Annotated in this window: 33 protein-coding genes; 21 read left to right on the top strand and 12 right to left on the bottom strand. The window is 72.4% G+C overall.

The features are described 5' to 3' along the window. The first annotated feature begins 4 nt into the window (after positions 1-4). Genes ACLJPY_RS05775 through ACLJPY_RS05785 form a run of 3 tightly spaced genes read left to right on the top strand, consistent with a single transcriptional unit; the run spans position 5 to position 959 of the window. On the top strand, positions 5-172 hold the full coding sequence (locus tag ACLJPY_RS05775) for a hypothetical protein (RefSeq protein ID WP_410586964.1): 168 nt from the start codon (positions 5-7) through the stop codon (positions 170-172). Next, the gene (locus ACLJPY_RS05780) at positions 169-600 is read left to right on the top strand and encodes a hypothetical protein (protein ID WP_410586965.1); all 432 of its coding nucleotides are present in this window, start codon (positions 169-171) and stop codon (positions 598-600) included. Before ACLJPY_RS05775 ends, ACLJPY_RS05780 begins: the two co-directional genes overlap by 4 nt. Next, a complete protein-coding gene (locus ACLJPY_RS05785; protein ID WP_410586966.1) occupies positions 597-959 on the top strand; it encodes a VOC family protein in 363 nt (120 codons plus the stop codon). Before ACLJPY_RS05780 ends, ACLJPY_RS05785 begins: the two co-directional genes overlap by 4 nt. A gap of 1 nt (position 960) precedes the next feature. On the opposite strand, the gene ACLJPY_RS05790 is transcribed toward ACLJPY_RS05785, so the two are convergent. From ACLJPY_RS05790 to ACLJPY_RS05805, 4 genes are all read right to left on the bottom strand, one after another. Continuing rightward, on the bottom strand, positions 961-1,383 hold the full coding sequence (locus ACLJPY_RS05790; RefSeq protein ID WP_410586967.1) for a DUF6292 family protein: 423 nt from the start codon (positions 1,381-1,383) through the stop codon (positions 961-963). 121 nt (positions 1,384-1,504) lie between these two features. Next, positions 1,505-2,155, bottom strand: coding sequence for a phosphoribosyltransferase (locus ACLJPY_RS05795; RefSeq protein WP_410586968.1), 651 nt, complete (start codon positions 2,153-2,155; stop codon positions 1,505-1,507). Positions 2,156-2,159: 4 nt separating this feature from the next. Beyond that, positions 2,160-2,498 carry a hypothetical protein gene (locus tag ACLJPY_RS05800; RefSeq protein WP_410586969.1) on the bottom strand — a complete coding sequence of 113 codons (339 nt, stop codon included), beginning with the start codon at positions 2,496-2,498 and terminating at the stop codon, positions 2,160-2,162. Positions 2,499-2,527: 29 nt separating this feature from the next. Continuing rightward, positions 2,528-3,061, bottom strand: coding sequence for a copper resistance protein CopC (locus tag ACLJPY_RS05805; RefSeq protein ID WP_410586970.1), 534 nt, complete (start codon positions 3,059-3,061; stop codon positions 2,528-2,530). 383 nt (positions 3,062-3,444) lie between these two features. On the opposite strand from ACLJPY_RS05805, the gene ACLJPY_RS05810 reads away from it, so the two are divergent. From ACLJPY_RS05810 to ACLJPY_RS05835, 6 genes are all read left to right on the top strand, one after another. Continuing rightward, entirely contained in the window at positions 3,445-4,056 is a 612-nt protein-coding gene (locus tag ACLJPY_RS05810; RefSeq protein WP_410586971.1) for a hypothetical protein, read from the top strand. A 4-nt stretch (positions 4,057-4,060) separates the two neighbouring features. Continuing rightward, positions 4,061-4,969, top strand: coding sequence for a CopD family protein (locus ACLJPY_RS05815; protein ID WP_410586972.1), 909 nt, complete (start codon positions 4,061-4,063; stop codon positions 4,967-4,969). A 23-nt stretch (positions 4,970-4,992) separates the two neighbouring features. After that, entirely contained in the window at positions 4,993-5,961 is a 969-nt protein-coding gene (locus tag ACLJPY_RS05820) for a plastocyanin/azurin family copper-binding protein (protein ID WP_410586973.1), read from the top strand. A 55-nt stretch (positions 5,962-6,016) separates the two neighbouring features. Then, a complete protein-coding gene (locus ACLJPY_RS05825) occupies positions 6,017-6,469 on the top strand; it encodes a hypothetical protein (protein WP_410586974.1) in 453 nt (150 codons plus the stop codon). Beyond that, positions 6,466-7,095, top strand: a complete 630-nt coding sequence (locus tag ACLJPY_RS05830) for a cupredoxin family copper-binding protein (RefSeq protein ID WP_410586975.1) — start codon at positions 6,466-6,468, stop codon at positions 7,093-7,095. Before ACLJPY_RS05825 ends, ACLJPY_RS05830 begins: the two co-directional genes overlap by 4 nt. Positions 7,096-7,188: 93 nt before the next feature. Next, positions 7,189-8,622 (top strand): glycoside hydrolase family 76 protein, encoded by a 1,434-nt coding sequence (locus ACLJPY_RS05835; protein ID WP_410586976.1) that lies wholly within the window; start codon positions 7,189-7,191, stop codon positions 8,620-8,622. 123 nt (positions 8,623-8,745) lie between these two features. Here the strand turns inward: ACLJPY_RS05835 and htpG are convergent, their stop codons facing one another. Beyond that, a complete protein-coding gene (gene htpG, locus ACLJPY_RS05840; protein WP_410586977.1) occupies positions 8,746-10,641 on the bottom strand; it encodes a molecular chaperone HtpG in 1,896 nt (631 codons plus the stop codon). Between the two features lie 154 nt (positions 10,642-10,795). Here htpG and ACLJPY_RS05845 point away from each other — a divergent pair, with 154 nt between their 5' ends. The 4 genes from ACLJPY_RS05845 (at position 10,796) to ACLJPY_RS05860 (ending at position 14,131) form a co-directional block, all read left to right on the top strand. Beyond that, complete coding sequence (locus tag ACLJPY_RS05845; RefSeq protein WP_410586978.1) at positions 10,796-11,734, top strand: alpha/beta hydrolase family esterase; 939 nt, start codon at positions 10,796-10,798, stop codon at positions 11,732-11,734. A gap of 94 nt (positions 11,735-11,828) precedes the next feature. After that, positions 11,829-12,284: an HNH endonuclease gene (locus ACLJPY_RS05850; protein ID WP_410586979.1), complete on the top strand. Its 456-nt coding sequence runs from the start codon at positions 11,829-11,831 to the stop codon at positions 12,282-12,284. A gap of 137 nt (positions 12,285-12,421) precedes the next feature. Further along, on the top strand, positions 12,422-13,780 hold the full coding sequence (locus ACLJPY_RS05855; protein ID WP_410586980.1) for a protein kinase domain-containing protein: 1,359 nt from the start codon (positions 12,422-12,424) through the stop codon (positions 13,778-13,780). Positions 13,781-13,795: 15 nt separating this feature from the next. Beyond that, positions 13,796-14,131, top strand: a complete 336-nt coding sequence (locus ACLJPY_RS05860; RefSeq protein ID WP_410586981.1) for a hypothetical protein — start codon at positions 13,796-13,798, stop codon at positions 14,129-14,131. A gap of 23 nt (positions 14,132-14,154) precedes the next feature. Here the strand turns inward: ACLJPY_RS05860 and ACLJPY_RS05865 are convergent, their stop codons facing one another. The 5 genes from ACLJPY_RS05865 to ACLJPY_RS05885 form a co-directional block, all read right to left on the bottom strand. Beyond that, positions 14,155-14,808 carry a LuxR C-terminal-related transcriptional regulator gene (locus ACLJPY_RS05865; RefSeq protein WP_410586982.1) on the bottom strand — a complete coding sequence of 218 codons (654 nt, stop codon included), beginning with the start codon at positions 14,806-14,808 and terminating at the stop codon, positions 14,155-14,157. A gap of 4 nt (positions 14,809-14,812) precedes the next feature. Next, positions 14,813-15,202, bottom strand: coding sequence for a hypothetical protein (locus ACLJPY_RS05870; protein ID WP_410586983.1), 390 nt, complete (start codon positions 15,200-15,202; stop codon positions 14,813-14,815). A 31-nt stretch (positions 15,203-15,233) separates the two neighbouring features. Next, on the bottom strand, positions 15,234-16,439 hold the full coding sequence (locus ACLJPY_RS05875; RefSeq protein WP_410586984.1) for a cytochrome P450: 1,206 nt from the start codon (positions 16,437-16,439) through the stop codon (positions 15,234-15,236). A gap of 394 nt (positions 16,440-16,833) precedes the next feature. Further along, entirely contained in the window at positions 16,834-18,183 is a 1,350-nt protein-coding gene (locus tag ACLJPY_RS05880) for an aspartate aminotransferase family protein (RefSeq protein ID WP_410586985.1), read from the bottom strand. A gap of 117 nt (positions 18,184-18,300) precedes the next feature. Continuing rightward, the gene (locus tag ACLJPY_RS05885) at positions 18,301-18,795 is read right to left on the bottom strand and encodes an Lrp/AsnC family transcriptional regulator (protein WP_410587013.1); all 495 of its coding nucleotides are present in this window, start codon (positions 18,793-18,795) and stop codon (positions 18,301-18,303) included. A gap of 169 nt (positions 18,796-18,964) precedes the next feature. On the opposite strand from ACLJPY_RS05885, the gene ACLJPY_RS05890 reads away from it, so the two are divergent. From ACLJPY_RS05890 to ACLJPY_RS05925, 8 genes are all read left to right on the top strand, one after another. Continuing rightward, positions 18,965-20,329 (top strand): APC family permease, encoded by a 1,365-nt coding sequence (locus ACLJPY_RS05890; protein ID WP_410586986.1) that lies wholly within the window; start codon positions 18,965-18,967, stop codon positions 20,327-20,329. Positions 20,330-20,430: 101 nt separating this feature from the next. Beyond that, entirely contained in the window at positions 20,431-20,937 is a 507-nt protein-coding gene (locus ACLJPY_RS05895; protein WP_410586987.1) for a L,D-transpeptidase, read from the top strand. Between the two features lie 13 nt (positions 20,938-20,950). Continuing rightward, a complete protein-coding gene (locus ACLJPY_RS05900; RefSeq protein ID WP_410586988.1) occupies positions 20,951-21,715 on the top strand; it encodes a putative protein N(5)-glutamine methyltransferase in 765 nt (254 codons plus the stop codon). A gap of 35 nt (positions 21,716-21,750) precedes the next feature. Further along, positions 21,751-22,227 carry an RNA polymerase sigma factor gene (locus tag ACLJPY_RS05905; protein ID WP_410586989.1) on the top strand — a complete coding sequence of 159 codons (477 nt, stop codon included), beginning with the start codon at positions 21,751-21,753 and terminating at the stop codon, positions 22,225-22,227. Further along, entirely contained in the window at positions 22,224-22,820 is a 597-nt protein-coding gene (locus tag ACLJPY_RS05910; RefSeq protein WP_410586990.1) for a methylated-DNA--[protein]-cysteine S-methyltransferase, read from the top strand. Before ACLJPY_RS05905 ends, ACLJPY_RS05910 begins: the two co-directional genes overlap by 4 nt. Before the next feature lie 99 nt (positions 22,821-22,919). After that, the gene (locus ACLJPY_RS05915; protein ID WP_410586991.1) at positions 22,920-23,633 is read left to right on the top strand and encodes a 2OG-Fe(II) oxygenase; all 714 of its coding nucleotides are present in this window, start codon (positions 22,920-22,922) and stop codon (positions 23,631-23,633) included. Then, on the top strand, positions 23,630-24,004 hold the full coding sequence (locus ACLJPY_RS05920; protein WP_410586992.1) for a hypothetical protein: 375 nt from the start codon (positions 23,630-23,632) through the stop codon (positions 24,002-24,004). The genes ACLJPY_RS05915 and ACLJPY_RS05920 overlap by 4 nt, the downstream gene beginning before the upstream one ends. After that, entirely contained in the window at positions 24,001-24,480 is a 480-nt protein-coding gene (locus ACLJPY_RS05925) for a methylated-DNA--[protein]-cysteine S-methyltransferase (RefSeq protein WP_410586993.1), read from the top strand. Before ACLJPY_RS05920 ends, ACLJPY_RS05925 begins: the two co-directional genes overlap by 4 nt. Before the next feature lie 15 nt (positions 24,481-24,495). Here ACLJPY_RS05925 and ACLJPY_RS05930 read toward each other — a convergent pair whose 3' ends face one another. Beyond that, the gene (locus ACLJPY_RS05930) at positions 24,496-25,068 is read right to left on the bottom strand and encodes a LysE/ArgO family amino acid transporter (protein WP_410586994.1); all 573 of its coding nucleotides are present in this window, start codon (positions 25,066-25,068) and stop codon (positions 24,496-24,498) included. Further along, the coding region (locus ACLJPY_RS05935) for a transposase (protein WP_410586995.1) at positions 24,951-25,255 on the bottom strand (305 nt) is incomplete at its 5' end. The genes ACLJPY_RS05930 and ACLJPY_RS05935, both read right to left, overlap by 118 nt.

A 25,255-nucleotide genomic window follows, 5' to 3' on the forward strand; every position in this document is an offset into this window, starting at 1 on the left:
TCTCATGCAACGCGGAAGCGATCAGCACTCACCACGCGAAGACGACGCGCAGAAGGCCGAGCTGCGCGGGGCCCTGCAGGGCAACGGCCCGTCCCACGCCGAGGACTGGCGGGACCCCGAGCTCCCGGCCGACGACGAACCCGAAGTCCCGCCACTGGGCGGCGGCGCATGACCACGAGTGAAGCGGCGGCGGCGGGTGAACCCGCCGTCGTCGTGCACTACCGGCTGCACGCGGACTTCGCCGTCGGTTCCCCGTGGCTGCGGAAGGCGTTGGGCCCGCGGGCGGGCCTGGAACTGGACGCCACCGGCCTGCGCGTGCGCTTCGGGCCGTGGCTCGTCGAGACTCCGGTGAGCAACCTGGCCGGAGCGGAAGCGACGGGCCCGTACCGCGCGTGGCGGGTCTTCGGCGTCCGGCTCTCCCTCGCCGACCACGGCTTGACGTTCGGCACGACGACGCAGGGCGGGGTGTGCTTGCGGTTCCACGAACCGGTTCGCGGCCTGGACCCGTGGGGATTGGTCCGCCACCCCGGGCTGACGGTGACGGTGTCCGAGCCGGACCTGGTCGCCGAAGCCGTCAACCGCCTCGTGGCGGCCGCATGACGGCGGCCCGCATCCTGGCCGTGGCGGTGGACTGCCACCGGCCCCGGCTGCTGGCCGAGTTCTGGGCCGCCGCCATGGGAGCGGCGGAAACCCGCACGTGGACCGACTCCCACGGGCTCACGTACCACCAGCTCGACTTCGCGACCGGCCCGGCGTTGTTGTTCCAGCCGGTGCCGGAGGAGAAGTCCGGCAAGAACCGGCTGCACCTGGATCTGACGCCGGTGGGCCGGGATCAGCGGTCGGAGGTGGAACGCCTGGTGGTGCTGGGGGCGAAGGTCCTCGACGACCCGGAAGACGACCCGTGGATCGTCCTCGCCGACCCGGAGGGCAACGAATTCTGCGTCCTGCCGCCCCGGTGAATCACGGCTGGCCGACGGGGTCGCCGGCGTAGGCGGCCAAGCGTTCGTCGAAGCCGTCCGCCGTGCCGGGTCTGCGGAAGTCCGGGGGGTCCGGGCGGCCGGGGTACTTCTCGCCGTACAGGGCGGTCACGAAGGCCACCACCGTTTCCGGCGGGGGCAGGACGTCCTCCCCCAGGTAAGCCAGCACGATCACGTCGTCGCCGCCCGCCGACTCGACCGCGGCCGCCCAGCCGTCGCGTTCGTCCCACAGCAGGGCCGTTTCGTGGCCGGGGAACCGCGCGAGCCGCCGCTCCAGTGCGACGTACGCGCCGGCGGGGACGTCCACCTCGCAGAACCACGCGGGAGCGTTCAGCTTCGCCGCGACCGCCAGCAGGTACTGCCGCAGGCCGCGCGCCGCCGCGCCGAGCCCGTCCCGTTCGCTCATCCCGCTACCGCCTCTTCGGTCGGTGCCACCATCGGGTGATACCCCGTCACCCACCCGGTCAACCCGGGGCACCCCGGGTGGAGCAGCGCGTCACCAGCGGTCCGGTGTGGATTCCCCACGGTCACGGCGTGAGCAGGGCCAAGACGTCCTCGTCACCCAACTGGCGGAAATCGGCGTACCACTGGCCGACCGCGCGGAACTCCGGCGGTTCCGCCACACACACCACGTCGTCGGCTTCCCGGCGCAGCCGGACGGCGGCGCCCGGCGCGGCGACCGGTGCCGCGAAGACGAGCGTCCGCGGACGGGCCGCGCGCAGGTCGCGCAACGCCGCCGTCGCGGTGACGCCGGTCGCGAGCCCGTCGTCCACCAGGACGACGTCACGGCCGGTGAGGTTCGAGGGGACCCGCCCGGCGCGGTAGCGCTCGACCCGGCGGCGGGCTTCGGCCCGCTCCCGCGTCTCGGCGCGCGCCAGCTGAGCGGGCGTCAGCTTCAGCGCCCGCAGGCCGGCCTGGTCGTAGATCGCCGGCCCTTCCGGCGTGACCGCACCGACGCCGTACTCGCGCTGGGCGGGTGCGCCGATCTTGCGGGCGACGGCGACGTCCAGTTCGGCACTGAGCCACCGCGCGACGACGGCGGCCACCGGCACCCCGCCGCGGGCGAGCCCGAGCACGACGGGGTCGGCCCAGGCCCGGCGCCGCAGCTCGCGCGCGAGCCGCCGGCCGCCGTCCTCGCGGTCGGCGAAGATCCGCGGACGGACGTCCCGCGCGGGCATCAGGTCACGGGCGCCACTCGTCGCGCCAGTCGGGGTGGGCTTCGTACACGGACGCGATGAGCTTGACGGAGAGGTCGTCGTGGGCGTCGCGGATTTCCCGGCGCAGGAACTCGGCCTTTTCGGCGAACGGCACCGGGTGCCGGTCCTCCATCGCCTCGACCGGCCCGCCGGCGAGGATCAGCCCGTCGCCGTCATCGGCGTACATGATGCGCAGCCGCCCGCGCCGTTCGGCCTCGTCGATCAGCGGCAGCTCCCCCGCCCGGACGCGCTCTTCGTCCTCCGCGAGCCGGGCGAGCACGAATTCGTCGAGCTTCGCGGTCGTGGTGTCGTCGAGATTCGTCATGGGCGCGGGATACCCGCGCGGCCGCGGCCTCAAGCATCCACGCGGCTCAGGCGCCGGGCCACCGCGAAGCCGGTGCCGAGCAGGACGGCACCCCCGGTGATCCACGGCCACAGGGGCACCGGCTCGTCACCCGGGGGCGCCACCGCCGCCACGGCCGGCAGCGCCGCACCCGGACCCGCCACGGTGAGCCGGAACACCACGGTCCCGGACACCGGGTGGCCGTCGGCCGACGTGACGCGGTAGCGGATGGCGTAGGTGCCGGCCGGCCCGAGTGGACGCAGCGGTGCGGAAACCCGGGCGTCCACAACGGACACCGGACCGGCTTCCCAGTGCGAAGCGCCGTCGGGGCCGAGCACCGAAAGTTCGGTGAACCGGTTCTCCACCGGCTCGTTGAACTCGAGCACCGCTTCGGCCGGGCCCGCGGCGACCGACGCGCCGGCGGCCGGCGAACTGGACACCAGAACGCTGTGCGCGGCCGCCGGCGGCGCACCGAGCAGGACCGTGCCGGCGGCGGCCGCCAGCGCGGCGGCGATCCGGACCGGGAAAGACCAGCGGGAAGTCATGGTTCCTCGCCTTCTCGGGAATTCGGAGCGATCCCGCGAACCGTAACGACGGATTCCGGCGCCACCACGGAAGACCGTGAAACGGCTGTGTTAACCAATTCTCACCGCCCCACCCGGACAATCCGGCAAATCGGACCACTGCTCCGATGGTCCGCGCGTCCAGTCACCCGAACGGCCCAGCAGATCGGGCTTTTCGGTCGAGCTCCTCACCGGATCGCGCCGCCAAATAGCCGCCGGACTTTACCCGGCCTTCACGTGAACATCACTCCACGTAACGCGCCGGCTGGTTTATTGCTCCCACATCCCGTTCTTTCCCGCTCTCCCCGGAATTGCCCGCGAAACCCTTCGCCGGAGCACATTCCCGTTCTTTGGAGGACGAAACCGTGCGAGACCCCGTCCTGCGCCGTGACCACGTCATCGCCGCGAGCCTGGCCGGCGCGGTCGTGATCGTCGTCGGCTACGCGTCCGGCATCGGCCTGCGCCCGGGCACCGCCGCGGCGACCCCGCCCGCGGTCGCGGACGGCGGGCACCCCGCGACACCGGAAACCACGGGTGTGCAACCGCTTCCGGCCGGCCAGCCGCCCACGGGCGGTCCGGCGTCCCCGCTGCCCGCGCTGCCGGTGGGCGACCAGCCGGCCGCCCCGGTGGCGGCGATGCCTTCGGTGCCGTCCATACCCGGCGACGTCGGCGTACCGGCGATGCCGGGCCCGGCGTTCCCGGACCCCGGCACTTCGCCTCCGCCGTCCCCGTCGCCGCCCGGGTCGACGCCGGTGCCACCGCCGCCCGGAACCGACGTGCCGGCGTGCCGACCCGGTCTGCCCCAGCAGGTCCTGGACACCGTCGGCGGCCTTCCCCTGCTCGGCGCCGTCACCACCGGGCTCGGCGTGACCGGGCCGGGCGGGGCCGGCGCGCTCGTCCTCGGCTACTGCCGCACCACCAGCGGCGATCTCGAACCCGCGATGGTGCCGGCCACGACTGTCCCCAGTGGACGGTGAGGCCGTGGAACCCGTCAAGGCGTTATACGTCCTGGCCCGCACCACCGACTACGCCGGTCTCACGTTGTTCGCCGGCGGCCTGCTGTTCCTGGCCGTGCTCTGGCCCGCGGGCGCCGGCCACCGCGGTGCACGGTCGGTGCTGGTGACCGGCTGGGTCCTCGGCCTGCTCGGCACGCTCGCCGGGCTCGGCCTGCAAGCGGCGTGGGCCGCGCAACGCCCCGCGGCCGACTTCCTGGCCTGGGATCTGCTCAGCCAGGCGCTGGACAGCCAGTTCGGCCGGATCTGGTTCGCCAGGGCGCTGTTGTGGCTGCTCGGCGGGGTGGTGCTGGCGTGGCTGCTGCAACGCGGCCGGGACGCGGCCACCGCGCTGCCCTGGCGGGCCGGTGCCGGGGCGGTCCTGCTCGGCCTGCTCCGCACGACCGGCCTCACCGGACACGCGGTGGAGAGCACCCGGCCGTGGCTGACGCAGCTGGCCGACTTCGCGCACCTCGCGGGCGCTTCGGCGTGGATCGGCGGTCTGGCCGTGCTGTTGTTCGGCGTCCTGGCCCGCCGTGATCCGGCGGAGCTCGCCTCGGTCATCCCCCGCTACTCCAAGCTGGCGATGACGTCGGTGGCCGTCGTGGTCGCCGCGGGCGTGGTGCTGGCCTGGCAGACCGCCGGCAGCGTCGGCCGGGTGTTCGGCACGGCCTACGGGCGGACGCTGCTGGTCAAGCTGGCCGTGCTCGCCGTCGTGCTGCTGGCCGCGCAGTTCAGCCGCCGCTGGGTGGGCCGCCGCCTCGACTTCGCCGTCGTCCTGCGCGGCGACGCCGGCACCGTCCGCCCCTTCGTCCATTCCGTCGCCGCCGAGACCACGCTCGTGCTCGTGGTCCTCCTCGCGGCGAGCTTCCTCGTCACGGCCAGCCCCGGCCGCTGATCGCACTGCGAAAGGAGTCCTCGATGGACAACCCCACCCCCACCGCCCCCGAGCAGCCGGAGGTGGTGCGGCGACGGCGCGGCTGGCCGGTCGCCGTGGCGATCCTCGCACTGGCGACGGCGTTGTTCAGCCTCGCCACGCTGCGCGGCGGCCGGACCGAGCAGGCGGCGCCGAGCCAGGCCGCGAACGTCGACCTCACCGCGCTGGCCCGGCAGAGCCCGCTCGCCGTCCCGCTGTACCAGGGACTCGTGCAGCAACAGGCCGGCGGGGCCGCTCCGGCCGCGGCGCCGTCCGGCAAATCGGTCGAGGCCATGGGGTACAAGTTCTCGCCGGCCGACCTGACGATCACCGTCGGCGACACGGTGACGTGGACCAACCACGACACCGCGCCGCACAACATCGTGGTCACCGACGGCCCGGAGAAGTTCACCTCGCCGACCCTGCAGACCGGCCAGACGTTCAGCCACACCTTCACCAAGGCGGGCAAGTACTCGTACTACTGCTCGATCCACCCGGACATGAAGGCCGCGGTGACCGTGACCGGCACGGCACCGACCAGCGCCCCGCCGTCGTCGACCCCTACGTCCGCGCCGACCTCGGCACCGAGCCACTCGATGCCGGCGCCGTCCACTCCGGCGGGTGGCTCCTGCGTGCCGAAGGCGGTCCTGCAGCCGATCCTCGACCACATCAGGACCGCGCACCTGGAGACTTCGCCCGCTCAGCAGGTGCAGGACATCCTCAACCTGGACCAGTACGTCAAGACCCACACGGTGTGGCTGGAGACCGTGCTCGCCCCGGCGTTCGACGGATCGGCGAGCCAGGTCGTCACCGACACGCTCGCGCCGATCGTCGCGCACATCAAGAGCGCGCACCTGGAGGAGTCGCTCGGGCAGCAGGTGACCGACCTGCTGAACCTCGACCAGTACATCAAGACGCACACGGTGTGGCTCGAGAACGTGCTCACGCCGCTGCTGAACCAGGCGAGCTGCTGATCCGGGGCGGGTGACCCGGCCGGGTCACCCGCCCCCTTCCCCGGAGGCCATCCCCATGCCCGACACCGCCCTGCAGCCCGCCCCGGCCGGCTACGCCCTGCGCCGCGACCGCTGCGTCATCGAGGTTTCCCCACGCCCGCCGCTGGTCCGCGGCCGCCTGACCGCGACCGGCGGGCACTGGACGCCCGGCTCCGGGCTGACGATCACCCTGGACCCCGGCTCGGTGCGGACCTCGCTCCCGTTCCTCGGCCGGGCGTTCCGCGGCGAGGAACTCACCTTCACCGCCGACCACGTCGAGGAGGATCCGTTCGTCGTCGAAGGCCACGTGGCGGGGCGGGCCGTGCGCCTGCGCGGCGACGTCCGGCACCGGGACCCCGGCGGTGTCGTCGTCTGGGCCGCCGGAGTCGTCCTCCCGAGCCGCCGGAAACCGGCGGGCGGAAGGTGGCCGGCGCGGCTGCTGGCCCGGCGACGGCTGCGCGTCGAGGTCGCGATCGAGTTCGTCCGATGAGGCGCGCCGCCCTGGCCGTCGCCGGTGCGCTGCTGGTGCTGAGCCTGCCGTTCGCGGGCCCGGCGGCCGCGGCGACGCAGCAGGTCATGATGCAAGGTTACGCGTTCTCCCCCGCCGCGCTGACCGTGCGCGTCGGCGACACGGTCACCTGGGTGCAGCACGACGAAGCACCGCACGACGTCGTCACGACGAGCGCCCCGGTCGCGTTCCGCAGCCCGCAGCTGTCGGCCGGGCAGAGCTGGAGCTACACGTTCCGGCAGCCGGGCACGTACCAGTACTACTGCTCGGTGCACCCGGACATGCGGGCCGCCGTGACGGTGCTGCCCGCGCCCACGACAGCGCCCCAGGCGCCCCCGGCGCCGGCGAGCACGGCCGCTCGGGCCACGGCGTCGCGGACGGCGGCCGCGGCGGTGCCGGCGACCAACACCAGCCCCGCCACCACATCTCCGGCCACGTCCGCGCCGGCCGTCACCTCCGGCGCGCCCGTTCCCGCACCGCAGCCCGCGGTCCCGCAGGCGACCGCGGCGGTCACCCCGGCGACCCTGGACCCGATGCTGCTGGTGGCCGGCCTCGTGACCGGGATTGCGGTGCTGTGCCTGCTCCTGCTGAGCTCGCGCCGCGTGTGAATTCCTGTCCGGGAACCTGTCCGGAAAAGGACTGGACCAATAACATCGGCACCGCAGAATGGGAGCATCGCCCTTCAGCGCGGAAGGTGACGGATGAACTTCCTGGCTCCCCTGCTGACCGTCGTCCTGGCGGCCACCCCCACCCCGGCCTCGGCCGCCACGCCGGTGGCGACGATCTGCGACAAGTACTGCGACGCGCGGGATCCCGCGTCGTCGCCCGGCGATCGCGAAGGCGCCTCGGCCGGCGTCGGCGGCCGCCGGATTTCCCTGCACCTCGACGACGGCGACGACATGGGCTGGGCGTCGATCACCGGCGGTGCGGCCGGCGACCACGTCTGGCTGGACCGCTCGTTCGACGCCGGGCGCACGTGGGCGTCGGGCAGCAAACTCGGCGACACGGTGACGCCGTCGGGCGCGACCGGCTGGCGCACCCTGATGTACAACGCCGACGACTGGGCGAACGAGGGCGTCGGGCTCCTGCGCGCGTGCGGGCAGCCGGCGGGGTCGGGCACCATCGCGTGCACCGGCTGGGCCCGCCCGACGTGGAACGCCTGGGACCGCCGGACCGCGGCCGCCACGGCGCTGATGGAGCGCTACAACCTCAACACCGGCCTCTTCGACACGACCGGGTGGTGGAATTCGGCCAACGCCCTGACCGCGATCATCGACAACGTCCGCATCAGCGGCATGGGCAGCTACCGCTACGCGATCGACACGATGTACACGAAGAACCTGGCGGCCCAGGGCGGCAGCTTCCGCAACGACTACCTCGACGACACCGGCTGGTGGGGTCTGGCGTGGGTGGACGCGTACGACCTGACCGGTGACAGCCGCTACCTGAACACCGCCCGCGCCGACGCCGACCACATGTACGCCTACTGGGACGGCGTCTGCGGCGGCGGGGTCTGGTGGAGCACGAGCCGGACCTACAAGAACGCCATCCCGAACTCGCTGTACGTCCAGCTGAACGCGGCCCTGCACAACCGGATCGCGGGTGACACCGCGTACCTGGCGCGGGCCCGGGCGGGCTGGACCTGGTTCGCCGGAAGCGGGATGATCAACGGCTCGAACCTCGTCAACGACGGCCTGACCACCTCGACGTGCGCGAACAACGGCCAGGCGGTCTGGTCGTACAACCAGGGCGTTCCCTTGGCGGCCCTGACCGAGCTCTACCGCGCCACGGGCGACGCGAGCCTGCTGACGAAGGCCCGCGCGATGGCGAACGCGTCGACGACGAACGGGTCGCTGAACCCCGGCGGCATCCTCCGCGACTCGGGCGAGGCGGCCGGCGGCGGCGGCGCGGACGGCCCGACGTTCAAGGGCGTGTACGCGCGGGACCTGGCCGTGCTGAACGCGGCACTGTCGGACCGCCCGTACACGGCGTACCTGCAGCGACAGGCGAACTCGGCGTACGCAAACGACCGGAACAGCGCGGAGGCCTACGGCCTGCTCTGGGCCGGCCCGTTCGACCAGGCCGATGCGGCCCGCCAGCAAAGCGCCCTGGACCTGATGAACGCGGCCCCGTGACGGAAGCCGGATCCCGCGTGATCAGCGCCGGATCTCGCGTGATCGAAGCCGGAACCGGCGAGTTCCGGCTTCGATCACGCGAGTCACGGGCCCGAGCACGCGAGGTCCGGGCTCAGTCACGCGTCAGAGCGTCTTCTCCAGCCGGCCGGCCAGCAGCTTGATGAACCGCGACGGGTCGGCCAGTTCGCCGCCCTCCGCCAGCAGCGCCATGCCGTAGAGCAGCTCGGCTGTCTCGGCCAGACCCTGGTCGTCCGGCCGCGAACCGTGCGCCTCGCGCAGCCCGGTCACCAGCGCGTGCTCCGGGTTGAGCTCGAGGATGCGCTTGATCGGCGGCAGCTCCTGCCCCATCGCGCGGTACATCTTCTCCAGCGTCGGGGTCAGGTCGTGGGTGTCCCCGACGATGCAGGCCGGCGACGTCGTCAGCCGCGACGAGAGGCGTACCTCCTTGACCGTCTCGCCCAGCGCGGTGCCCATCCACGTCAGCAGGCCCTCGAAGTCCTTGTTCTGCTGCTCGCGGGCGACCTCGGTGGCCTTCTTGTCCTCTTCCGACTCCAGGTCGACCTGGCCCTTGGCGATGGACTGGAACTGCTTCCCGTCGAAGCCGGGCACCGCGTCGACCCACATCTCGTCGATCGGGTCGGTCAGCACCAGCACCTCGAAGCCCTTGGCGCGGAAGGCTTCCATGTGCGGCGAGTTCTCGATCGCCGAGCGGGATTCGCCGGTCATGTAGTAGATGTGCTGCTGGCCGTCCTTCATCCGCTCGACGTACTCGCGCAGCGACGTCGGCTTCTCGGCGTCGTGCGTCGAAGCGAACGACGAGATCTCGAGGATCGCTTCGCGGTTCTCGAAGTCGTCGAGCAGGCCTTCCTTGACCGCCCGGCCGAACTCGCGCCAGAACGTCGCGTACTTCTCGGCGTCGGCGGTCATCATGGTCTTGACCGTCGAGAGCACCTTCTTCACCAAGCGACGGCGGATCAGCTGGATCTGCCGGTCCTGCTGCAGGATCTCCCGCGAGACGTTCAGGGAGAGGTCCTGCGCATCGACGACGCCCTTGACGAACCGCAGGTACTCGGGGACCAGCGACTCGCAGTCGTCCATGATGAAGACGCGCTTGACGTACAGCTGCACGCCGCGCTTGCGCTCCCGCAGGAACAGGTCCATCGGCGCGTGCGAGGGCAGGAACAGCAGCGCCTGGTACTCGAACGTCCCCTCGGCCTGCAGCCGGATCGTTTCCAGCGGGTCCTGCCAGTCGTGGCTGACGTGCTTGTAGAACTCGTGGTACTCGTCCTCGCTGACCTCGCTCGACGACCGCGCCCACAGCGCCTTCATCGAGTTGACGGTCTCGGCCTCCGCGCCCTCGCCCTCGCTCTTCATCCGGATGGGCCAGGTGATGAAGTCGGAGTACCGCTTGACGATTTCGCGGATCTTCGCCGCGGACGTGTAGTCGTAGAGGTGGTCTTCGGTGTCCTCGGGCTTGAGGTGCAGCGTGACCGCGGTGCCCTGCGGCGCGTCCTCGACCGGCTGGATCGTGTACGTGCCTTCGCCGGTGGACTCCCAGCGGACGCCCTCGGCGGTGCCCGCGCGGCGCGTCACGAGGGTGACCTTGTCCGCGACCATGAAGCTCGCGTAGAACCCGACGCCGAACTGCCCGATCAGGTCCTGCGACGCCGCCGCGTCCTTCGCTTCCTTCAGCTTGGTCAGGAAGTCGGCGGTGCCGGACTTGGCGATCGTCCCGATCAGGGCGACGACCTCGTCACGCGTCATCCCGATGCCGTTGTCCCGCACGGTCAGGGTCCGCGCCTCGGGATCGGTCTCGATCGTGATGTGCAGGTCGGAGGTGTCCGCCTCGAGGTCCTTGTCGCGGTACGACTCCAGCCGCAGCTTGTCGAGGGCGTCGGAGGCGTTGGACACGAGTTCCCGCAGGAACGTGTCCTTGTTCGAATAGATCGAATGGATCATCAGCTGGAGCAGCTGACGCGCTTCCGACTGGAACTCCAGCGTCTCGATCGGGGCAGTCACTTCCATTCCTTTCGCGTGTCCGGCGGCCGTCGTTGGGTCGATCCTACCGAGCGGGTCCGACAGTTCTCACCGCGCACTTTATGAACGCAATCTGGGGTCGCCCGGCTCCCGGTGTGATGCTGGCCACGCCCCGCTGCCGATCAAGGAGGATCGAGTGCCCGGACGCTTCACCCGGCTGGCGGCCGCGTTCGCCGCGGCCGGCGCCCTGACCACCGCTTTCGCCGCGCCCGCCGCCGCGGACGGCGTCGCCGACCACCCCGTCCGCACCACCGGCTGCGGCCGTCCCGCGGGCTTCCCGGCCGGCGTGACGACCACCCGGCACGTCACGTCGGGCGGCCTCGACCGCGAGTACACCGTCCACCTGCCCGCGCGCTACGACCCGCACCGGCCGTACCCGCTCGTCCTGTCCTTCCCCGGGCACAAGCGGACGTCCCAGTACCAGGAGGAGCTCTCCGGCTTCTCGGCGTTCGACGCGATCGCGGTCTACCCGCAGGGCCTGATCGGGACCGACGGCGAGTCCGCGTGGACCGGGGCGCCCTACTCGGCCGCCGCGGACGACGTCCTGTTCACCAGCGACCTGCTGACCGCCCTGCAGCGCACGCTGTGCGTCGACGCCGGCCGGATCTTCGCCGCCGGGAAGTCCAACGGCGGCGGCTTCGTCGGTGTGCTGGCCTGCCGCCTGGCCGGCCGGATCGCCGCGTTCGCGCCCGTGTCCGGCGCCTTCTACCCGCAGGGCGGCGCCTGCCGGCCGAGCCGTCCGGTGCCGGTCCTCGACTTCCACGGCACGGCCGACACGACGATCCCCTACGAGGGCAACCCGGCGAAGGGGCTGCCCGCCATCCCGGACTGGCTGGCGGCCTGGTCCACAAGGGATGGTTGCCGCCCCGACCCGGTGTCGTGGACGCCGGTCGCCGGGGTCGTCGCCGAGAAGTGGCTCGGCTGCGACCGGCGGGGCGCCCTCGAGCACTACCGCGTCGAAGGCGCCGGGCACGTCTGGCCGAGCACCCGGCCGAACAACGATTCCGCGACACCCACGGTGATCGACGCGACGCCGGTCATCTGGCGGTTCTTCCGCGCGCATCCCCTGCGGTGAAACAGATTGACGCAGGTCAGGACGCTCGGCGACGATGATTCGCGGCAAAGCGGGAAGCCGCGCTTCCCGCGTTCCCGTCGTCGAATCGGAGTGAATGGTGAAGGTGCTCGTCCTGAACGCCGGCTACGAGCCGCTGCAGACCGTTTCGGTCCCGCACGCGATCCGCATGCTCGTGCGCCACGTCGCGGAGATCCACGAGGCCGAGGAGGGCCTCGCCTACGGGCTGTTCCCGCGCCCGAAGATCGTGCGGTTGCTGCGGTACGTCGTCATGAAGTGGCGATATACGCAGCCACCGCGCTGGTCCCGGCGCGGTGTGCTGGTCCGTGACGGGTACCGCTGCGCCTACTGCGGGCAGCGCGCGACCACGATCGACCACGTGACACCGCTGAGCCGCGGCGGCGCCCGGACCGATTGGCTCAACACGGTCGCCGCGTGCGGGGGCACGGCCCGCAGCTGCAACGCGCGCAAGCTGCCGGGCGAGGCGGGGATGAAGCTGCGCTTCACGCCGTACGTCCCGGCGTGGGACCAGCTGCACCGGCTCGGCGCCTGAACCCGGCCTGTCCGTCGGCACGCCGGCGGGCAGGCCGTTAGGCTCGAACCGATCGCCACCCCCATCCGTGTGATCCGTGTGCTCTGCGGAAGGCTGCGCTGGGGAACGGCGCTCTGGGGAAGGCCGGGGAGGTCGCCGTGACCGACGCAGGAGAGCTGATCGCCGGGCGCTACCGGCTGGCCGAGCGGATCGGCCAGGGGTCGATGGGCGTCGTCTGGCGCGCGCGTGACGAGCGGCTCGACCGGGTCGTCGCGGTGAAGCAGCTGGACGACGACGCCGCCATCGGGCCGGCCGCCGGTGAGCAGGCGAGCCGGCGCGCGCTGCGCGAAGCGCGGCTGACCGCGCGTCTGCGGCACCCGCACGCGATCACCGTGCACGACGTCGTCGACGCGCCCGGCGGCCCCTACCTCGTCATGGAGTACCTGCCCTCGCGCAGTCTCGCCGAGATCCTGCTGGACCGGGAAGCCCTCCCGGCCGAGGAGGTCGCGCGCATCGGCGCGCCGATCGCGTCGGCCCTGGCCGCCGCGCACGCCGAAGGCGTCGTGCACCGCGACGTCACCCCCGCCAACGTCCTGATCGGCGAATCCGGCGTCGCCAAGATCGCCGACTTCGGCATTTCCCGGGCCACCGGCGAAGGCACCGTGACCGGCGGCGGGTTCATCGCGGGCACGCCGGCCTACCTGGCGCCCGAAGTCGCGGGCGGCCGCGAAGCGGGTTTCCCGGCCGACGTCTTCTCCCTCGGGGCGACGCTCTACCGCGCGCTCGAAGGCGCTCCGCCGTTCGGCAACGACGACAACGCGATCACGCTCCTGCTGCGCATCGCGAAGGGGGAGATCGTCCCGCCGCGGCACGAGGGACCGCTCACCGAGGTGCTCACCCGCATGCTGCAGCGGGATCCCGAAGCGCGCCCGGCCATGGCGGAGGTCCAGGAGCTGTTCGAAGCGGTCGCCGGCGGCCGCCCGTTGCCACCACCCCGCCCGCGGCCCCGGGCCGGGACCCGGCTGCTGCGCGTCCGCCGTCCGCGGCGCCGGCTCGTCCTGGCGGCCGCCGCGGGCGCGCTCCTGCTGGCCGTCGGCGTCGTGATCGGCACGGTGATCGTCCCGGACGGCACGCCCGTGGCTGCCCCCGTCTCGACCGTTCCCGCGGCGCCGACGAGCCCGAGCCCGACGCCGACGACCCCGGCCGACCTGGGCTGCGCCGCCCGCTACGAGGTGACGAACTCCTGGCCCGGCGGCTACCAGGTCCAGGTGACGGTGCGCAACGACCGCCGCGCGGGCCTGTCCGGCTGGCGCGTCCGCTGGCAGCTGCCCGCCGGTCACCGCATCAGCGGCTTGTGGAACGGCACCTTCACGGTCGATGGTTCCACGGTGACGGTCGAAAACGCCGCCTGGAACGCGAAGCTCGACGCGGACGCGACGACGACGTTCGGCCTGATCGCCTTGACGCAGAACGGAAGTGCCGACGCCCGTCCGGCGCTCACCTGCCGGACGCTGTGACCACCGGGAGGCTCCGTGAGCACCGCGCGCGTGGACGCCAGGCGCAGATCGATCCGCTTCGACGGCCGGACCGTCACGCTCAGGATCGACACCAAGAGCCTGGCGATCGTCCCCGACCGGGCCGACCACAAGTTCCCGGTCGCGAAGATCACGGCCGTCCGGCACCGGGAGGCGACCGCGTGGAAGCTGGGTGAGGTCGTGTTCGAAGCCCCGGACGCACCCACCGCCGTCGTCGAGAACGTGCCGCTGTTCGCCGACAAGCTGCCGGGCAACGTCTTCCGGTACGAATACGGCAAGCGTGCCCGCGTCAAGGAATTCCTCGAAGCCGTCGAGGCGGCTCGCAAGAAGTAGGTGCCCGCTCCGAACGAGCGGTCTCAGCCTCCGCCTTGTCCCGGGCGGCACAACCCGCGCTCGTACGCCAGCAGTCCCGCCGCGGTCCGGTGTGCACACCCGAGCTTCCGCACCACCCGGGCGACGTGCTCCCGCACCACGGGCTCCGGCAGGTCCAGCCGCGCGGCGATCTCCGCGTTCGTCAGCGCGGCGCCCACCGCCGTCAGCACCTCGGTCTCCCGGGCCGAAAGGCGGTCCACCGCCGCCAAGTGCTCATCTCGCGGGCCCGACAGGCGGGTCGCGGCCGAGACCAGGCGGCGGGAGGCGTCCGGGGACAGGACCACGTGGCCGTCCGCGGCCAAGCGGACCACCTTGACCAGGTCCTGCCGGCGGGCCGACCGCAGCAGGAACCCGGCGGCGCCGTCGCGGAGGGCGCGGAGGATGCCTGCGTCCGAGTCGAACGTCGCCAGTGCCACCACCGCCGGGCGGCGGGTCAGTGCGTCCGGCCAGTTCAGGCGCAGGTCGAGGAGCAGGACGTCCGGCAGCCGCCGGCGCAGGGTGACCCGGGCCGCCGTCGCGTCGGGCGCCGCGCCGACGAGCTCGATGCCGTCCGCCTCGTCGAGGAACGTGCTCAGGCGGGCGCGCACCGCCGGATCACGCTCGGCCACCAGCACCCGGACCGGCGACGGCGCGAGCACCGCCTCAGTCCCGGGGTCGCAGGCGGATCAACGGCAGGTCGGTCTTCGACGCGCCGACCAGGTCCCGCCCGCCCGGGCCGCGGAGCCGCACCTCGCGGAACCGCACCGAAGACAGCTGCGCGGCTTCGATCGGGTAGACGTCGCCGTAGCGCTTGATCTTGTCGACCAGCTCCTTGCCGAGCAGCTCGACCAGACCGGCGTGCCGGGTCGCGCCGCCGCCCAGCGGCACGTCCAGCTGCTTGCGCACCTCGGGGAACCGCTGGTCGAGCTCGACCGCCAGCTGGTGGATCGTGACGTAGGCCCGGCCGAACTCCTCGGCGTCGGGGCCCGGCGGGATCTCCTTCAGCACCTTGATGAGCTTGTCGTCCATCCCGAGCTTGTCCCACAACGTCACGTCTTTTCCTCCGCTCCCGACCGCCGATGGTCTACCAGAGGACCGGCACGCGGTCCACTCCCCCGGTGACACGGTTGGTCCGGATTTCGAGTTCATCCACGCCGACGGCCAAGCGCATCCCGGGGAACCGCCGGAACAGCGACCCGAAGACCACGCGCAGCTCGGTGCGGGCCAGGCTGGCGCCGATGCAGAAGAAGCCGCCGTAGGCGAACGCGACGTGCGAGTTCGGCTTCCGGTCGGGGTCGAACGCGTCCGGGGCGGGGAACACGGTCTCGTCCCGGTTGGCCGCGGCGAGCGACAGGACGACCGCGTCACCCCGCGCGATCCGCACGCCGCCGAGCTCGACGTCGTCGTGGGCGTACCGCAGGATGCCGAGCCCGCCCGGCGCGGACAGCCGCAGGATCTCCTCGACGAAGCCGTGGATCCGGCGTTCCGGGTCCGCGGCCAGCGCGTCCCGGCGGGCGAGGTCGGTGAGCAGGTAGAGGGCGCCGAGGTCGATCCGGTTGGAGGTCGTCTCGTGCCCGGCGAACAGCAGGCCGGCGGCGAGCCGGGCGACGTCGTCGTCGCCGAAGGCCGGGTCGTCGGCCTGCGCGCGCACGAGGTCCGAGACGACGTCCTGCCCGGGCTCGCGCCGCTTCCGGTCGGCGAGCCGGCTCATGTAGGCGGCGAACTCCTCGAGCGCGGCGTCGGCACCGGCGCCGATGTCCATCCGGCCCATCCGGTCCGACAGCACCCGGAACGTCTCGTGGTCTTCGAACGGGACGCCCAGCAGCTCGCAGATTACCAGCACCGGCAGCGGGAACGACAGGTGTTCGTGCAGGTCCACCGGACCGCCACCGCGACCGGCGCGCTCCATGTCGTCGAAGCAGCGGTCGGCGAACTCCTGCACGCGGCCGGCCAGCCGGCGGATCCGGTTGGCGGAGAACGCGGGCACGAGCAGCCGCCGCATCCGCGCGTGCTCGGCGTGCTCGGTCTCGTGGTCACCCTGCGGACGGCTGAGCAGGGCGGCGTCCGAGAGCGCCGACGCCTCCTCCGGCGCGGGGTGCGAGCGCCCGAACCGCGGATCGGTGAAGGCGGCGCGCACCTGCTCGAACCCGGTGACGAGCCAGGCCGGATCCCCGACCGGGGTGGTCACGGCGACAACGGGCCCCTCCCGCCGCAGCACTTCGAAGAGCGGCGCGATCTCCAGGACGTTCGGCCGGTCGAAGGGCAGACGCGGGGCGGTACTGGCGGTCATGGGTACTCCTCCCGGGCGCGGCCGACAGGCGCGGACACGGCGGGCCGGTCACGGCCGCTCCCCCGGTCCCCCGCGATCCACGGTACTCAGGAACCCCGCCCCCGGGCCGGGAATCCGGAATTCCCCGCCCGATCGGGCCAGCACCGCCGCCCGAAGCACCGGAATCGTCGGTGCCTGCCGGTATCGTGGAAACCGGGGGCCGGAGGCCGGCCCCGCCACGGCGACCGGGTTCGCCGCCCGGACGGAATCAGCGGCTGAATCGGAGCTGACTCCGAGCCGAGCACCCCGCGAACCGCGCGCCTGCGGGGATTTCGCCGCGAACCCAAGCCGCGCCGGCCGACCTCGCCGCGGACCCGAGCGTCCGCGGGCCGACCACGCCGCAAACCCGCGCCCCCTACAACAGCTTCCAAGCCTGCGTCAGCGTGTCCCGCAGAATCCCCTCCATCTCGTCGAACTGAGCCTGGTCACAAACCAACGGCGGCGACAGCTGGACAACCGGCTCGGCCCGATCATCGGCCCGGCAGTACAACCCGGCCTCGAAAAGCGCATCCGACAGGAATCCCCGCAGCACCCGCTCCGACTCCTCCGCCGTGAAGGTTTCCTTGGTCGCCTTGTCCTTCACCAGCTCGATGCCGTAGAAGAACCCCGCTCCGCGCACGTCCCCCACGATCGGCAGGTCCAGCAGACGGTCCAAAGTGGACCGGAACGCCGTTTCCCGCGCCAGCACGTGCCCGTACAGGTCCTCGCGGGCCATCAGATCGAGGTTCGCCAGCGCCACCGCGCACGACACCGGGTGCCCGCCGTAGGTCGACCCGTGCATGAACGTCGTCGCGCCGTGCTTGAACGGCTCCATCAGCCGCTCCGAAGCCAGCACCGCACCCAACGGCGCATAACCGGACGTCAAGCCCTTCGCCGTCGTGATGATGTCCGGCTGGTAGCCGTACCGCTTGGCCGCGAAGTCGTACCCCAACCGGCCGAACGCGCAGATCACCTCGTCGGACACGAGCAGCACGTCGTGCCGGTCGCAGATCTCGCGGACCCGCGCGAAGTAGCCGGGCGGCGGCACGAAGCAGCCGCCGGTGTTCTGCACCGGCTCGAGGAACACCGCCGCGACCGTGTCCGCGCCCTCGAACTCGATCGCCTGCTCGATCTGGTCGGCGGCCCACCGGCCGTACGCCTCGTAGTCGCTGGCGTGCACGGGCGCGCGGTAGAAGTTCGTGTTCGGCACCCGCAGGGTGCTCGGCACCAGCGGCTCGAAGTCCGCCTTCGCGCCCGGGATGCCGGTGATCGACAGTGCGCCCTGCGACGTCCCGTGGTAGGCCAGCGCGCGGCTGATCACCTTGTGCTTGCCCGGTTTTCCGACGAGCTTGAAGTACTGTTTCGCCAGCTTCCACGCCGTCTCGACCGACTCGCCGCCGCTCACCGTGAAGAACACGCGGTCGAGGTCGCCCGGAGCCGCGGCCGCGAGCCGCGAGGCCAGCTCGATCGCCGTCGGGTGCGCGTGCCCCCACAGCGGGAAGTACGCCAGCTGCTTCGTCTGCCGCGCCGCGGCCTCGGCGAGTTCCTCGCGGCCGTGGCCGACCTGCACCGCGAACAGCCCGGCGAGCCCGTCCAAGTAGCGCTTCCCGCGGGAGTCCCAGATGTACGGGCCTTCGCCGCGCACGATCACCGGGACGTCGGTCTCGTCGTAAGCGGAGTGGCGGGTGAAGTGCATCCACAGGTGGCGGGGCGCGGTGGTGGTCATACCCCGGTTATCGCACGTGCCGAAGCCCGAACGCAAGCGTTTCAGTCGTCCAGACGAACTTCGACGACTATTTCATGATCTCGAAGGCGCCGACAGCTTCGGATTTAGTCGTCACGGTCAGCGAGTGCCCCACTGGTACGTCTGTTTCCGCAGCTTGAGGTAGACCATCGCCTCCGCGTGCCGGACACCCGGCAGCGCGCGGATCCGCGTCGAGATCAGCTGGAGCAGTGCCTCGTCGTCGGCGCAGACGGCCTCGCAGAGCAGGTCGTAGCGCCCGGCGCAGAGGATGACGTACGCGATTTCGTCCATTTCGGCCAGTGCGTCGCCGACCGGCTCCAGCGGGCCGTCGACGGTGATCGCGATCATCGCCTGCCGGAACAGCCCGACCTGCAAGGGATCCGAGACGGCGACGATCTGGATGACGCCGGAGTCGGACAGCCGCTGCACCCGCTGCCGGACCGCCGCCTCGGACAGGCCGACCGCCTTGCCGATGGTCGCGTACGCGCGCCGCCCGTCCTCCTGCAGCTGCGCGATGATCTGCCGCGAGATGTCGTCGAGCACCGGCGGGGCGGGCCGGCCGGTCGTGTCCTGGCTGCTCACGCCCCGGATCATCCCCGACGCGAACCGGCGCAGGCAACCGCCCACGCCGTGACGATGAGTGACTAAATCCGAATCATCTATCGCCTTCAGACAACGAAATCGGTCGTCTCCACGGCGTTGACAACACCTAATCGGTGCTGTTCCATCCGTCGCACCTTGCTCCCGGCCGGAGGGAACGCCCATGCCCCGCACTCCCGCCCCGCCCGACGCCGCCACGCCCGCCCCGGCGAAGAAGACCCTCACGCGCTCCATCGGTGTCGGCGGCGGCACCCTGCTCACGCTCAGCTGCGTGACCCCGGCGTCGTCGCTGTTCGTCCTGGTGCCCCCGCTGTTCGCCGACCTCGGCACCGGCACCGCGCTCGCCATCGCCCTCGCGGTGCTGCTCTGCGTCGGGATCGCCTTCTGCTACTCGGAACTCGGCACGCTGGTGCCGAGCGCGGGCGGCGAGTACGCGATGGTGACGACGGTGGCGAACCGGTTCGCCGGCTGGCTGACGTTCGTGCTGTCGTTCGTCGTCATCCTCGTGGTGCCCCCGATCATCGCGATCGGGGTCGCGGACTACCTCGCCGCGGTCGTCCACGTCAGCCCGTCGGTCGCCGGGGCGCTCGTCATGCTCGCCGGCACCGTGATGGGGCTGCTGAACCTGCGCTCGAACGCCTGGATCACCGGGATCTTCCTGGTCATCGAGCTGGTCGCGATCTTCGTCGTCTCCTTGCTAGGGTTCACGCACGCGACGCAGAGCCCGGCCGTGCTCGTCAAGCCGAGCCTCGGCACCGGCGGGATCGGGCTGATCGCCGTCGTCGCCGGGCTCGCCGTCGCGTTGTTCGTGGTGCAGGGCTTCAGCACCGCGGTCTACCTCGCCGAGGAGATGCGCGAGCCGCGGCGGACCGTCGCGCGGACGGTGTTCTGGACGCTCGGGATCAGCGCCGTCGTCATCCTCGTGCCGGTCGTGGCGATCACCTTGGCCGTGCCCGACACCGCCGCGCTCGCCGGCGTCGACCTGACCGCGCTGGTCACCGGCTGGAGCGGCAGCGCCGCCGGGGCCGCGATCAGCCTGTGCATCGCGGCGGCGATCGTCAACGCGGTGATCGTCATGGTCATCCAGAACTCGCGGGTGCTGTTCGCTTCGGCCCGCGACCAGGCCTGGCCGACGCCGGTCAACCACGCGATGAGCGTGGTGAGCGAGCGGTTCGGCTCGCCGTGGGTCGCGACGCTGGTGACCGGGTCGTCCGAGGCCGTCCTCTGCTTCGTGCCCGTGGACACGCTCAGCGGCGTCACCGGGGTCGCCGTCGTCGCGCTCTACCTCAGCGTCGCGGCCGCAGCCCTGGCCGCGCGCCGGGCCGCGCACCGCAAGCCGCACGTCTGGCGGATGCCGGCCTGGCCGCTCGTGCCCGCGGTGGCCGTCGCCGCGCTGGCCTACGTGCTGGTCGAGCAGAGCGCACTCGACCTCGCCATCACCGCCGGTGTCCTCGTCGTGTCGGCGCTGTACTGGTGGGCCTACCTGCGCCGCCGCCCCGGACGCTGGGTCGTGACGGTGCCGGAATAACGGTTCGGCGTCGCCCGTCCGGGGTAACCCTCGCGCGCTCAACCCCCGGGGCCGTTCACCCGTATCGACCCCCGGCAGGAACTCGGGCGAGGGGATGGCGGATGCACAGAACCGGGGTGGTCACCCTGTTGGGTGCGGTGCTGGTCACGGCGGCTTGCTCGGCGCCGCGAACGACGACACCGAGTCCGCTCGCCGAGCCGGTGCCGCTGACCACCACCTCGGCGAGCCCGGCCACGTCGGCGACCACCACGCCCCCGCCCGCGCCACCGTGCGCCGTCACGACCGGGGCTTGCGTGAGCCTGGCGCAGCGGCTGGCCTGGCTGCTCCGCGACGGCCGGGTGGTCCACGGTCCGGTCCCGGCGGGGTTCGGGCCACCCGACCAGGCGACGCCGGCCGGGGCGTTCCACGTCGTGTGGAAGGACCGCGAGCACCGCAGCAGCCAGTACGGCACCGACATGCCCAACTCGGTGTTCTTCGCCGCCGGCGGCATCGCTTTCCACGCCGGGCCGCTCGACGCGCCGTCGCACGGCTGCGTCCACCTGAGCGAAGCCGACTCGGCGGCGTTCTTCGACGGGCTGAACGTCGGTGACGCGGTGCAGGTCTTGTAGGCTTCGTTCCCTGTTGGACACTCCCACCGTCGTCTCCCGGCTGCGCGCCGCGGGCTGCGTGTTCGCCGAAGACGAGGCCGATCTCCTCGTCGCGGCGGCCACGACCCCCGCGGAGCTCGACGCGCTCGTCGAACGCCGGGTCGCCGGGCTGCCGCTGGAACACCTGCTGGGCTGGGCGGAGTTCCACGGCCTGCGCGTCACCGTGCGGCCGGGCGTCTTCGTGCCGCGCCACCGCACGGGTTTCCTGGTCGACGTGGCCGTGTCGCTCGCTCCCCCGGACCCGGTGGTGGTCGACCTGTGCTGCGGCTCGGGGGCGCTGGGTGCCGCGTTCGCCGCCGCCTCACCGCCGCGTGAGCTGCACGCCGCCGACGTCGAACCGGCCGCCGTCGAGTGCGCCCGGCTGAACCTCCCGGACGCCCACGTCCACCAGGGTGATCTTTACGACGCGCTGCCGGCGTCCCTGCGCGGCCGCGTCGACGTCCTGCTGGCCAACGTGCCGTACGTCCCTTCGGACGCCGTTGCGACGATGCCGCCGGAGGCGCGCCTGCACGAGCCGCTGGTGGCGCTCGACGGCGGCGCGGACGGCCTGGACCTCGCCCGCCGCGTCGCCGCGGGCGCGCCCGGCTGGCTCGCGCCGGGCGGGACCCTGCTGATCGAATCGAGCGAACGGCAGGCGCCGGCGCTCGCGGAAGTCCTTGCCACGGCGGGGTTGTCGGCGCGGGTGCACTCGTGCGACGACCTGGGCGCGACGGTCGTCACCGGCACCGCGAAAACATGACCTCACGTTCCGGGCCTCCCGGACGTCTTCCCAGTGTGATCGTGACACCGTTCGAGCAAGTCGTCGCCGAGCACGGGCCGATGGTCCTCCGGGTCTGCCGGGCCGTGCTCGGGCCGGCCGACGCCGAAGACGCCTGGTCGGAAACCTTCCTGGCGGCGTTGAAGGCCTACCCGGAGCTGCCCGCCGACGCCAACGTCCAGGCGTGGCTCGTCACGATCGCGCACCGCAAGGCCGTCGACGTCACCCGGGCGCAGGCTCGCCGCCCGGTCCCGGTCGGCGAGCTCCCGGACCGGCCCGGCCGCGCGGAGGCGTGGCACGGCGACCTGTGGGACGCGCTGGCGAGGTTGCCGGACAAGCAACGCCTCGCCGTCGCCTACCACTACCTGGCCGGGCTGCCGTACCGCGAGATCGCCGACATCACCGGCGGCACCGCCGACGCCGCGCGCCGGGCGGCCGCCGACGGCGTCAAAGCGCTGCGAGCCCTCTACCCGCTGGAAGGAGCGCACTCATGACGGACATCATCTTCAGCCAGTTGGCGAACGAGGTCCTGCTCGACCCGCGCGTGATGCACGAGCGGCTCGTCGCCGACGCTTCCCGCGAGGGGCTGCTGGACGTCGCCTACGACACGGTCGACTCCCCGGTCGGGCCGTTGCTGCTGGCGGCCACCGAGGAGGGCCTGGTGAAGGTGGCCTTCGACCGCCAGGACCACGACGCCGTGCTGGCCGAGCTGGCGGCGGCCATCAGCCCGCGGATCCTGCGCGCCCCGGCCCGCCTGGAGCCGGTGGCCCGGCAGCTCGGCGAGTACTTCGGCGGCGAGCGGCACACCTTCGACGTTCCGCTGGACTTCCGGCTGGCGCGGGGGTTCCGCCGGGCGGTGCTGGACCACCTGCCCGAGATCGCCTACGGCCGCACCGAAAGCTACGCGCAGGTCGCGGCGGCGGCCGGCAGCCCGAAGGCGGTCCGCGCGGTCGGCACCGCGTGCGCGCTCAACCCCTTGCCGGTGGTGGTGCCGTGCCACCGGGTCGTCCGGTCCGACGGGTCGTACGGGCAGTACGCCGGCGGGGAAGAAGCCAAGCGGGTCCTGCTGACGATGGAGGCGGCCTGATGTTGTCGTCAAGCAGCCGTAGCGCAGGCGCGGTGGTCGATCCCGCCTGCACACCCCGATCGTCCCGGAAACCGGGCGCACCCCGAAAGGCAGGGCGGCATGACCACGTTCGAAGAGCGCGTCGCCGCGGCCGACTGGGCCGCGGTGGCCGCGGAGGTCGACGACTACGGCTGCGCGCTCCTGCCGCAGTTGCTCACCCCGGCGGAGTGCGCACAGCTGGTCGCGTTGTGGGACGAGCCGTCGCACTTCCGGGCGACGGTCAACCTGCGCCGGCACCGGTTCGGGGACCACGGTGACTACCACTACTTCGCTTCGCCGTTCCCGGAACCGGTGCAGCGGTTGCGGCAGGCGCTCTACCCGCGGCTGCTGCCGATCGCGCGGGACTGGTCCGCCCGGCTGGGCCGCGCGGCGGAGTGGCCGTCCACTTTGGACGAGTGGCTGGCGGTCTGCCACGCCGCGGGGCAGCGGCGGCCCACCCCGATCCTGCTGCGCTACGAACCGGGCGGCTGGAACGCACTGCACCGCGACCTCTACGGCGACAAGGTGTTCCCGCTGCAGGTCGTGATCAACCTCAACGAGCCGGGCACCGACCACACCGGCGGGGAGTTCCTCCTGGTGGAGCAGCGGCCGCGCGCCCAGTCCCGCGGCACCGCGACGCTCATCCCGCGGGGCCACGGCCTGGTGTTCACCACCCGGGACAGGCCGGTCCGCTCGGCCCGCGGCTGGTCGGCGGCCCCGGTGCGCCACGGCGTCTCGGCGGTCCGTTCGGGCCGGCGGCACACGCTCGGCCTCGTGTTCCACGACGCGACATGACCGGCCTCGAACTGCGGGCGCTGCTCGGTTTGCTGGACCGGGCGCGGCACATCGTGATCGGCACGGATGCGTCCTCGCGGGCGGACGGCGAGCAGATCGCCGCGGCGTGGGGCGGCCTGGTGCTGGCGACGGTGACCTGGCCCGAGACAGCGGCGTCGTGGCTGCGCCAGGCCCGTCGCTTCGCCGCGCCGGAGCCGGACGCGTGGGTCGTCAGCGCCACTCCGGCGGGCTGGGCGGGCATGGCCCGGCGGCTGCAGCTGTCGACGTCGTGGAGTCCGCATCGGACGTTCGCGACCGCGGCGCTGGCCGGCTTCCCGCTCCCCGGCCTGCGCGGCGCCCGCGCGGACGGCACCACTTGGGAGAACCGATGAAACACGCCGTACTGGATTCCCCGATCGGCCCGCTGACCGTGGTCGGCGCCGACGCCTTCGTGACCGGGCTGTACTTCCCGAACCACTGGACCCGGCCGGACCGTACGGCGTTCGGCGAGCGCGACGACACGGCGTTCCCGGAGGCCGTCCGGCAGCTGGCGGAGTACTTCGCCGGCCAACGCACCGAGTTCGACGTCCCGACGCAGGCGGCCGGTCCCGATTTCGACCGCGCCGTGTGGACTGAGATCGCGAAGATCCCCTATGGCGCCACGGCGACGTACGGCGAGTTGGCCCGGGCGGTCGGCGGCCTGCCGCACGAGGTCGGGGCGGCGGTCGGCCGGAACCCGCTCAGCATCCTGGTGGCGTGCCACCGCGTCGTCGGCAAGAACGGCAAGCTGACCGGCTACGCCGGCGGCCTGAAACGGAAGGAGTTCCTCCTGGACCTGGAGCGGCCGCGCGACTCGACCCTGTGGTGATCAGGCCAATGTGGATCAGACCCGGCCGAGCAGCAGGGCCGTGCCGAGCCCGGCCATCGTCACGGCGATCACGACGTCCAGGACGCGCCACGCCATCGGCTTCGCGAACAGCCCGGCGAGGCGCTTGGCGCCGAACCCGAGCGCGCTGAACCAGACGGCGCTGGCGATCGCGGCGCCGAGGCCGAAGAGCCAGCGCCCGTCGCCGTGGGCGACCGCGACCGAGCCGAGCAACAAGACCGTGTCGAGGTACACGTGCGGGTTCAGCCAGGTGAAGGCCACGCAGGCGAGCACGGCCTTCCGCAGCGGCGTGCGGTCCTCGCCGATGATCATGACCGACGGCCGGAACGCGCGCCAGGCGGCGAGCACGCCGTAGCCGAGCAGGAACAGCCCACCGCCGACGGCGATGACCGCGATGGCGGTCGGCCACCGCTGCAGCACGGCCCCGATCCCGCTGACCCCTAGAGCCTGTTTCAATGGCGTAGCCACTCGTTGATCGCTGCGATGTGCACGGTGGCCTCGTAGCGGACCGCGAGTTTGTCGAACCGTGTGGCGACGGCGCGGTTGCGTTTGAGCCTGTTGATGCCGCACTCGACCGCGTGCCGTTGCTTGTAGATCTGCGGGTCGAAGGCGGGTGGCCGACCCCCAGCCTGGCCGCGGTTGCGGCGATGCCGGATCTGATCAGAAGGCTGGGGAATCGTGCAGGCGATCCCGCGCCGCCGCAGGTAGGCCCGGTTGGCGCGGGAACTGTAGGCCTTGTCCGCCAAGACACGATCTG

This window comes from Amycolatopsis sp. lyj-23 (genome assembly GCF_046549135.1).
Lineage (GTDB): Bacteria > Actinomycetota > Actinomycetes > Mycobacteriales > Pseudonocardiaceae > Amycolatopsis.

Coding starts and splice junctions, on each gene's coding strand:
- ACLJPY_RS05775 (WP_410586964.1), top strand. CDS start 5: ATGCAACGCGGAAGCGATCAGCACTCACCACGCGAAGACGACGCGCAG.
- ACLJPY_RS05780 (WP_410586965.1), top strand. CDS start 169: ATGACCACGAGTGAAGCGGCGGCGGCGGGTGAACCCGCCGTCGTCGTG.
- ACLJPY_RS05785 (WP_410586966.1), top strand. CDS start 597: ATGACGGCGGCCCGCATCCTGGCCGTGGCGGTGGACTGCCACCGGCCC.
- ACLJPY_RS05790 (WP_410586967.1), bottom strand. CDS start 1,383: ATGAGCGAACGGGACGGGCTCGGCGCGGCGGCGCGCGGCCTGCGGCAG.
- ACLJPY_RS05795 (WP_410586968.1), bottom strand. CDS start 2,155: ATGCCCGCGCGGGACGTCCGTCCGCGGATCTTCGCCGACCGCGAGGAC.
- ACLJPY_RS05800 (WP_410586969.1), bottom strand. CDS start 2,498: ATGACGAATCTCGACGACACCACGACCGCGAAGCTCGACGAATTCGTG.
- ACLJPY_RS05805 (WP_410586970.1), bottom strand. CDS start 3,061: ATGACTTCCCGCTGGTCTTTCCCGGTCCGGATCGCCGCCGCGCTGGCG.
- ACLJPY_RS05820 (WP_410586973.1), top strand. CDS start 4,993: ATGGACAACCCCACCCCCACCGCCCCCGAGCAGCCGGAGGTGGTGCGG.
- ACLJPY_RS05825 (WP_410586974.1), top strand. CDS start 6,017: ATGCCCGACACCGCCCTGCAGCCCGCCCCGGCCGGCTACGCCCTGCGC.
- ACLJPY_RS05830 (WP_410586975.1), top strand. CDS start 6,466: ATGAGGCGCGCCGCCCTGGCCGTCGCCGGTGCGCTGCTGGTGCTGAGC.
- ACLJPY_RS05835 (WP_410586976.1), top strand. CDS start 7,189: ATGAACTTCCTGGCTCCCCTGCTGACCGTCGTCCTGGCGGCCACCCCC.
- ACLJPY_RS05850 (WP_410586979.1), top strand. CDS start 11,829: ATGGTGAAGGTGCTCGTCCTGAACGCCGGCTACGAGCCGCTGCAGACC.
- ACLJPY_RS05875 (WP_410586984.1), bottom strand. CDS start 16,439: ATGACCGCCAGTACCGCCCCGCGTCTGCCCTTCGACCGGCCGAACGTC.
- ACLJPY_RS05880 (WP_410586985.1), bottom strand. CDS start 18,183: ATGACCACCACCGCGCCCCGCCACCTGTGGATGCACTTCACCCGCCAC.
- ACLJPY_RS05885 (WP_410587013.1), bottom strand. CDS start 18,795: ATGATCCGGGGCGTGAGCAGCCAGGACACGACCGGCCGGCCCGCCCCG.
- ACLJPY_RS05890 (WP_410586986.1), top strand. CDS start 18,965: ATGCCCCGCACTCCCGCCCCGCCCGACGCCGCCACGCCCGCCCCGGCG.
- ACLJPY_RS05895 (WP_410586987.1), top strand. CDS start 20,431: ATGCACAGAACCGGGGTGGTCACCCTGTTGGGTGCGGTGCTGGTCACG.
- ACLJPY_RS05910 (WP_410586990.1), top strand. CDS start 22,224: ATGACGGACATCATCTTCAGCCAGTTGGCGAACGAGGTCCTGCTCGAC.
- ACLJPY_RS05915 (WP_410586991.1), top strand. CDS start 22,920: ATGACCACGTTCGAAGAGCGCGTCGCCGCGGCCGACTGGGCCGCGGTG.
- ACLJPY_RS05920 (WP_410586992.1), top strand. CDS start 23,630: ATGACCGGCCTCGAACTGCGGGCGCTGCTCGGTTTGCTGGACCGGGCG.
- ACLJPY_RS05925 (WP_410586993.1), top strand. CDS start 24,001: ATGAAACACGCCGTACTGGATTCCCCGATCGGCCCGCTGACCGTGGTC.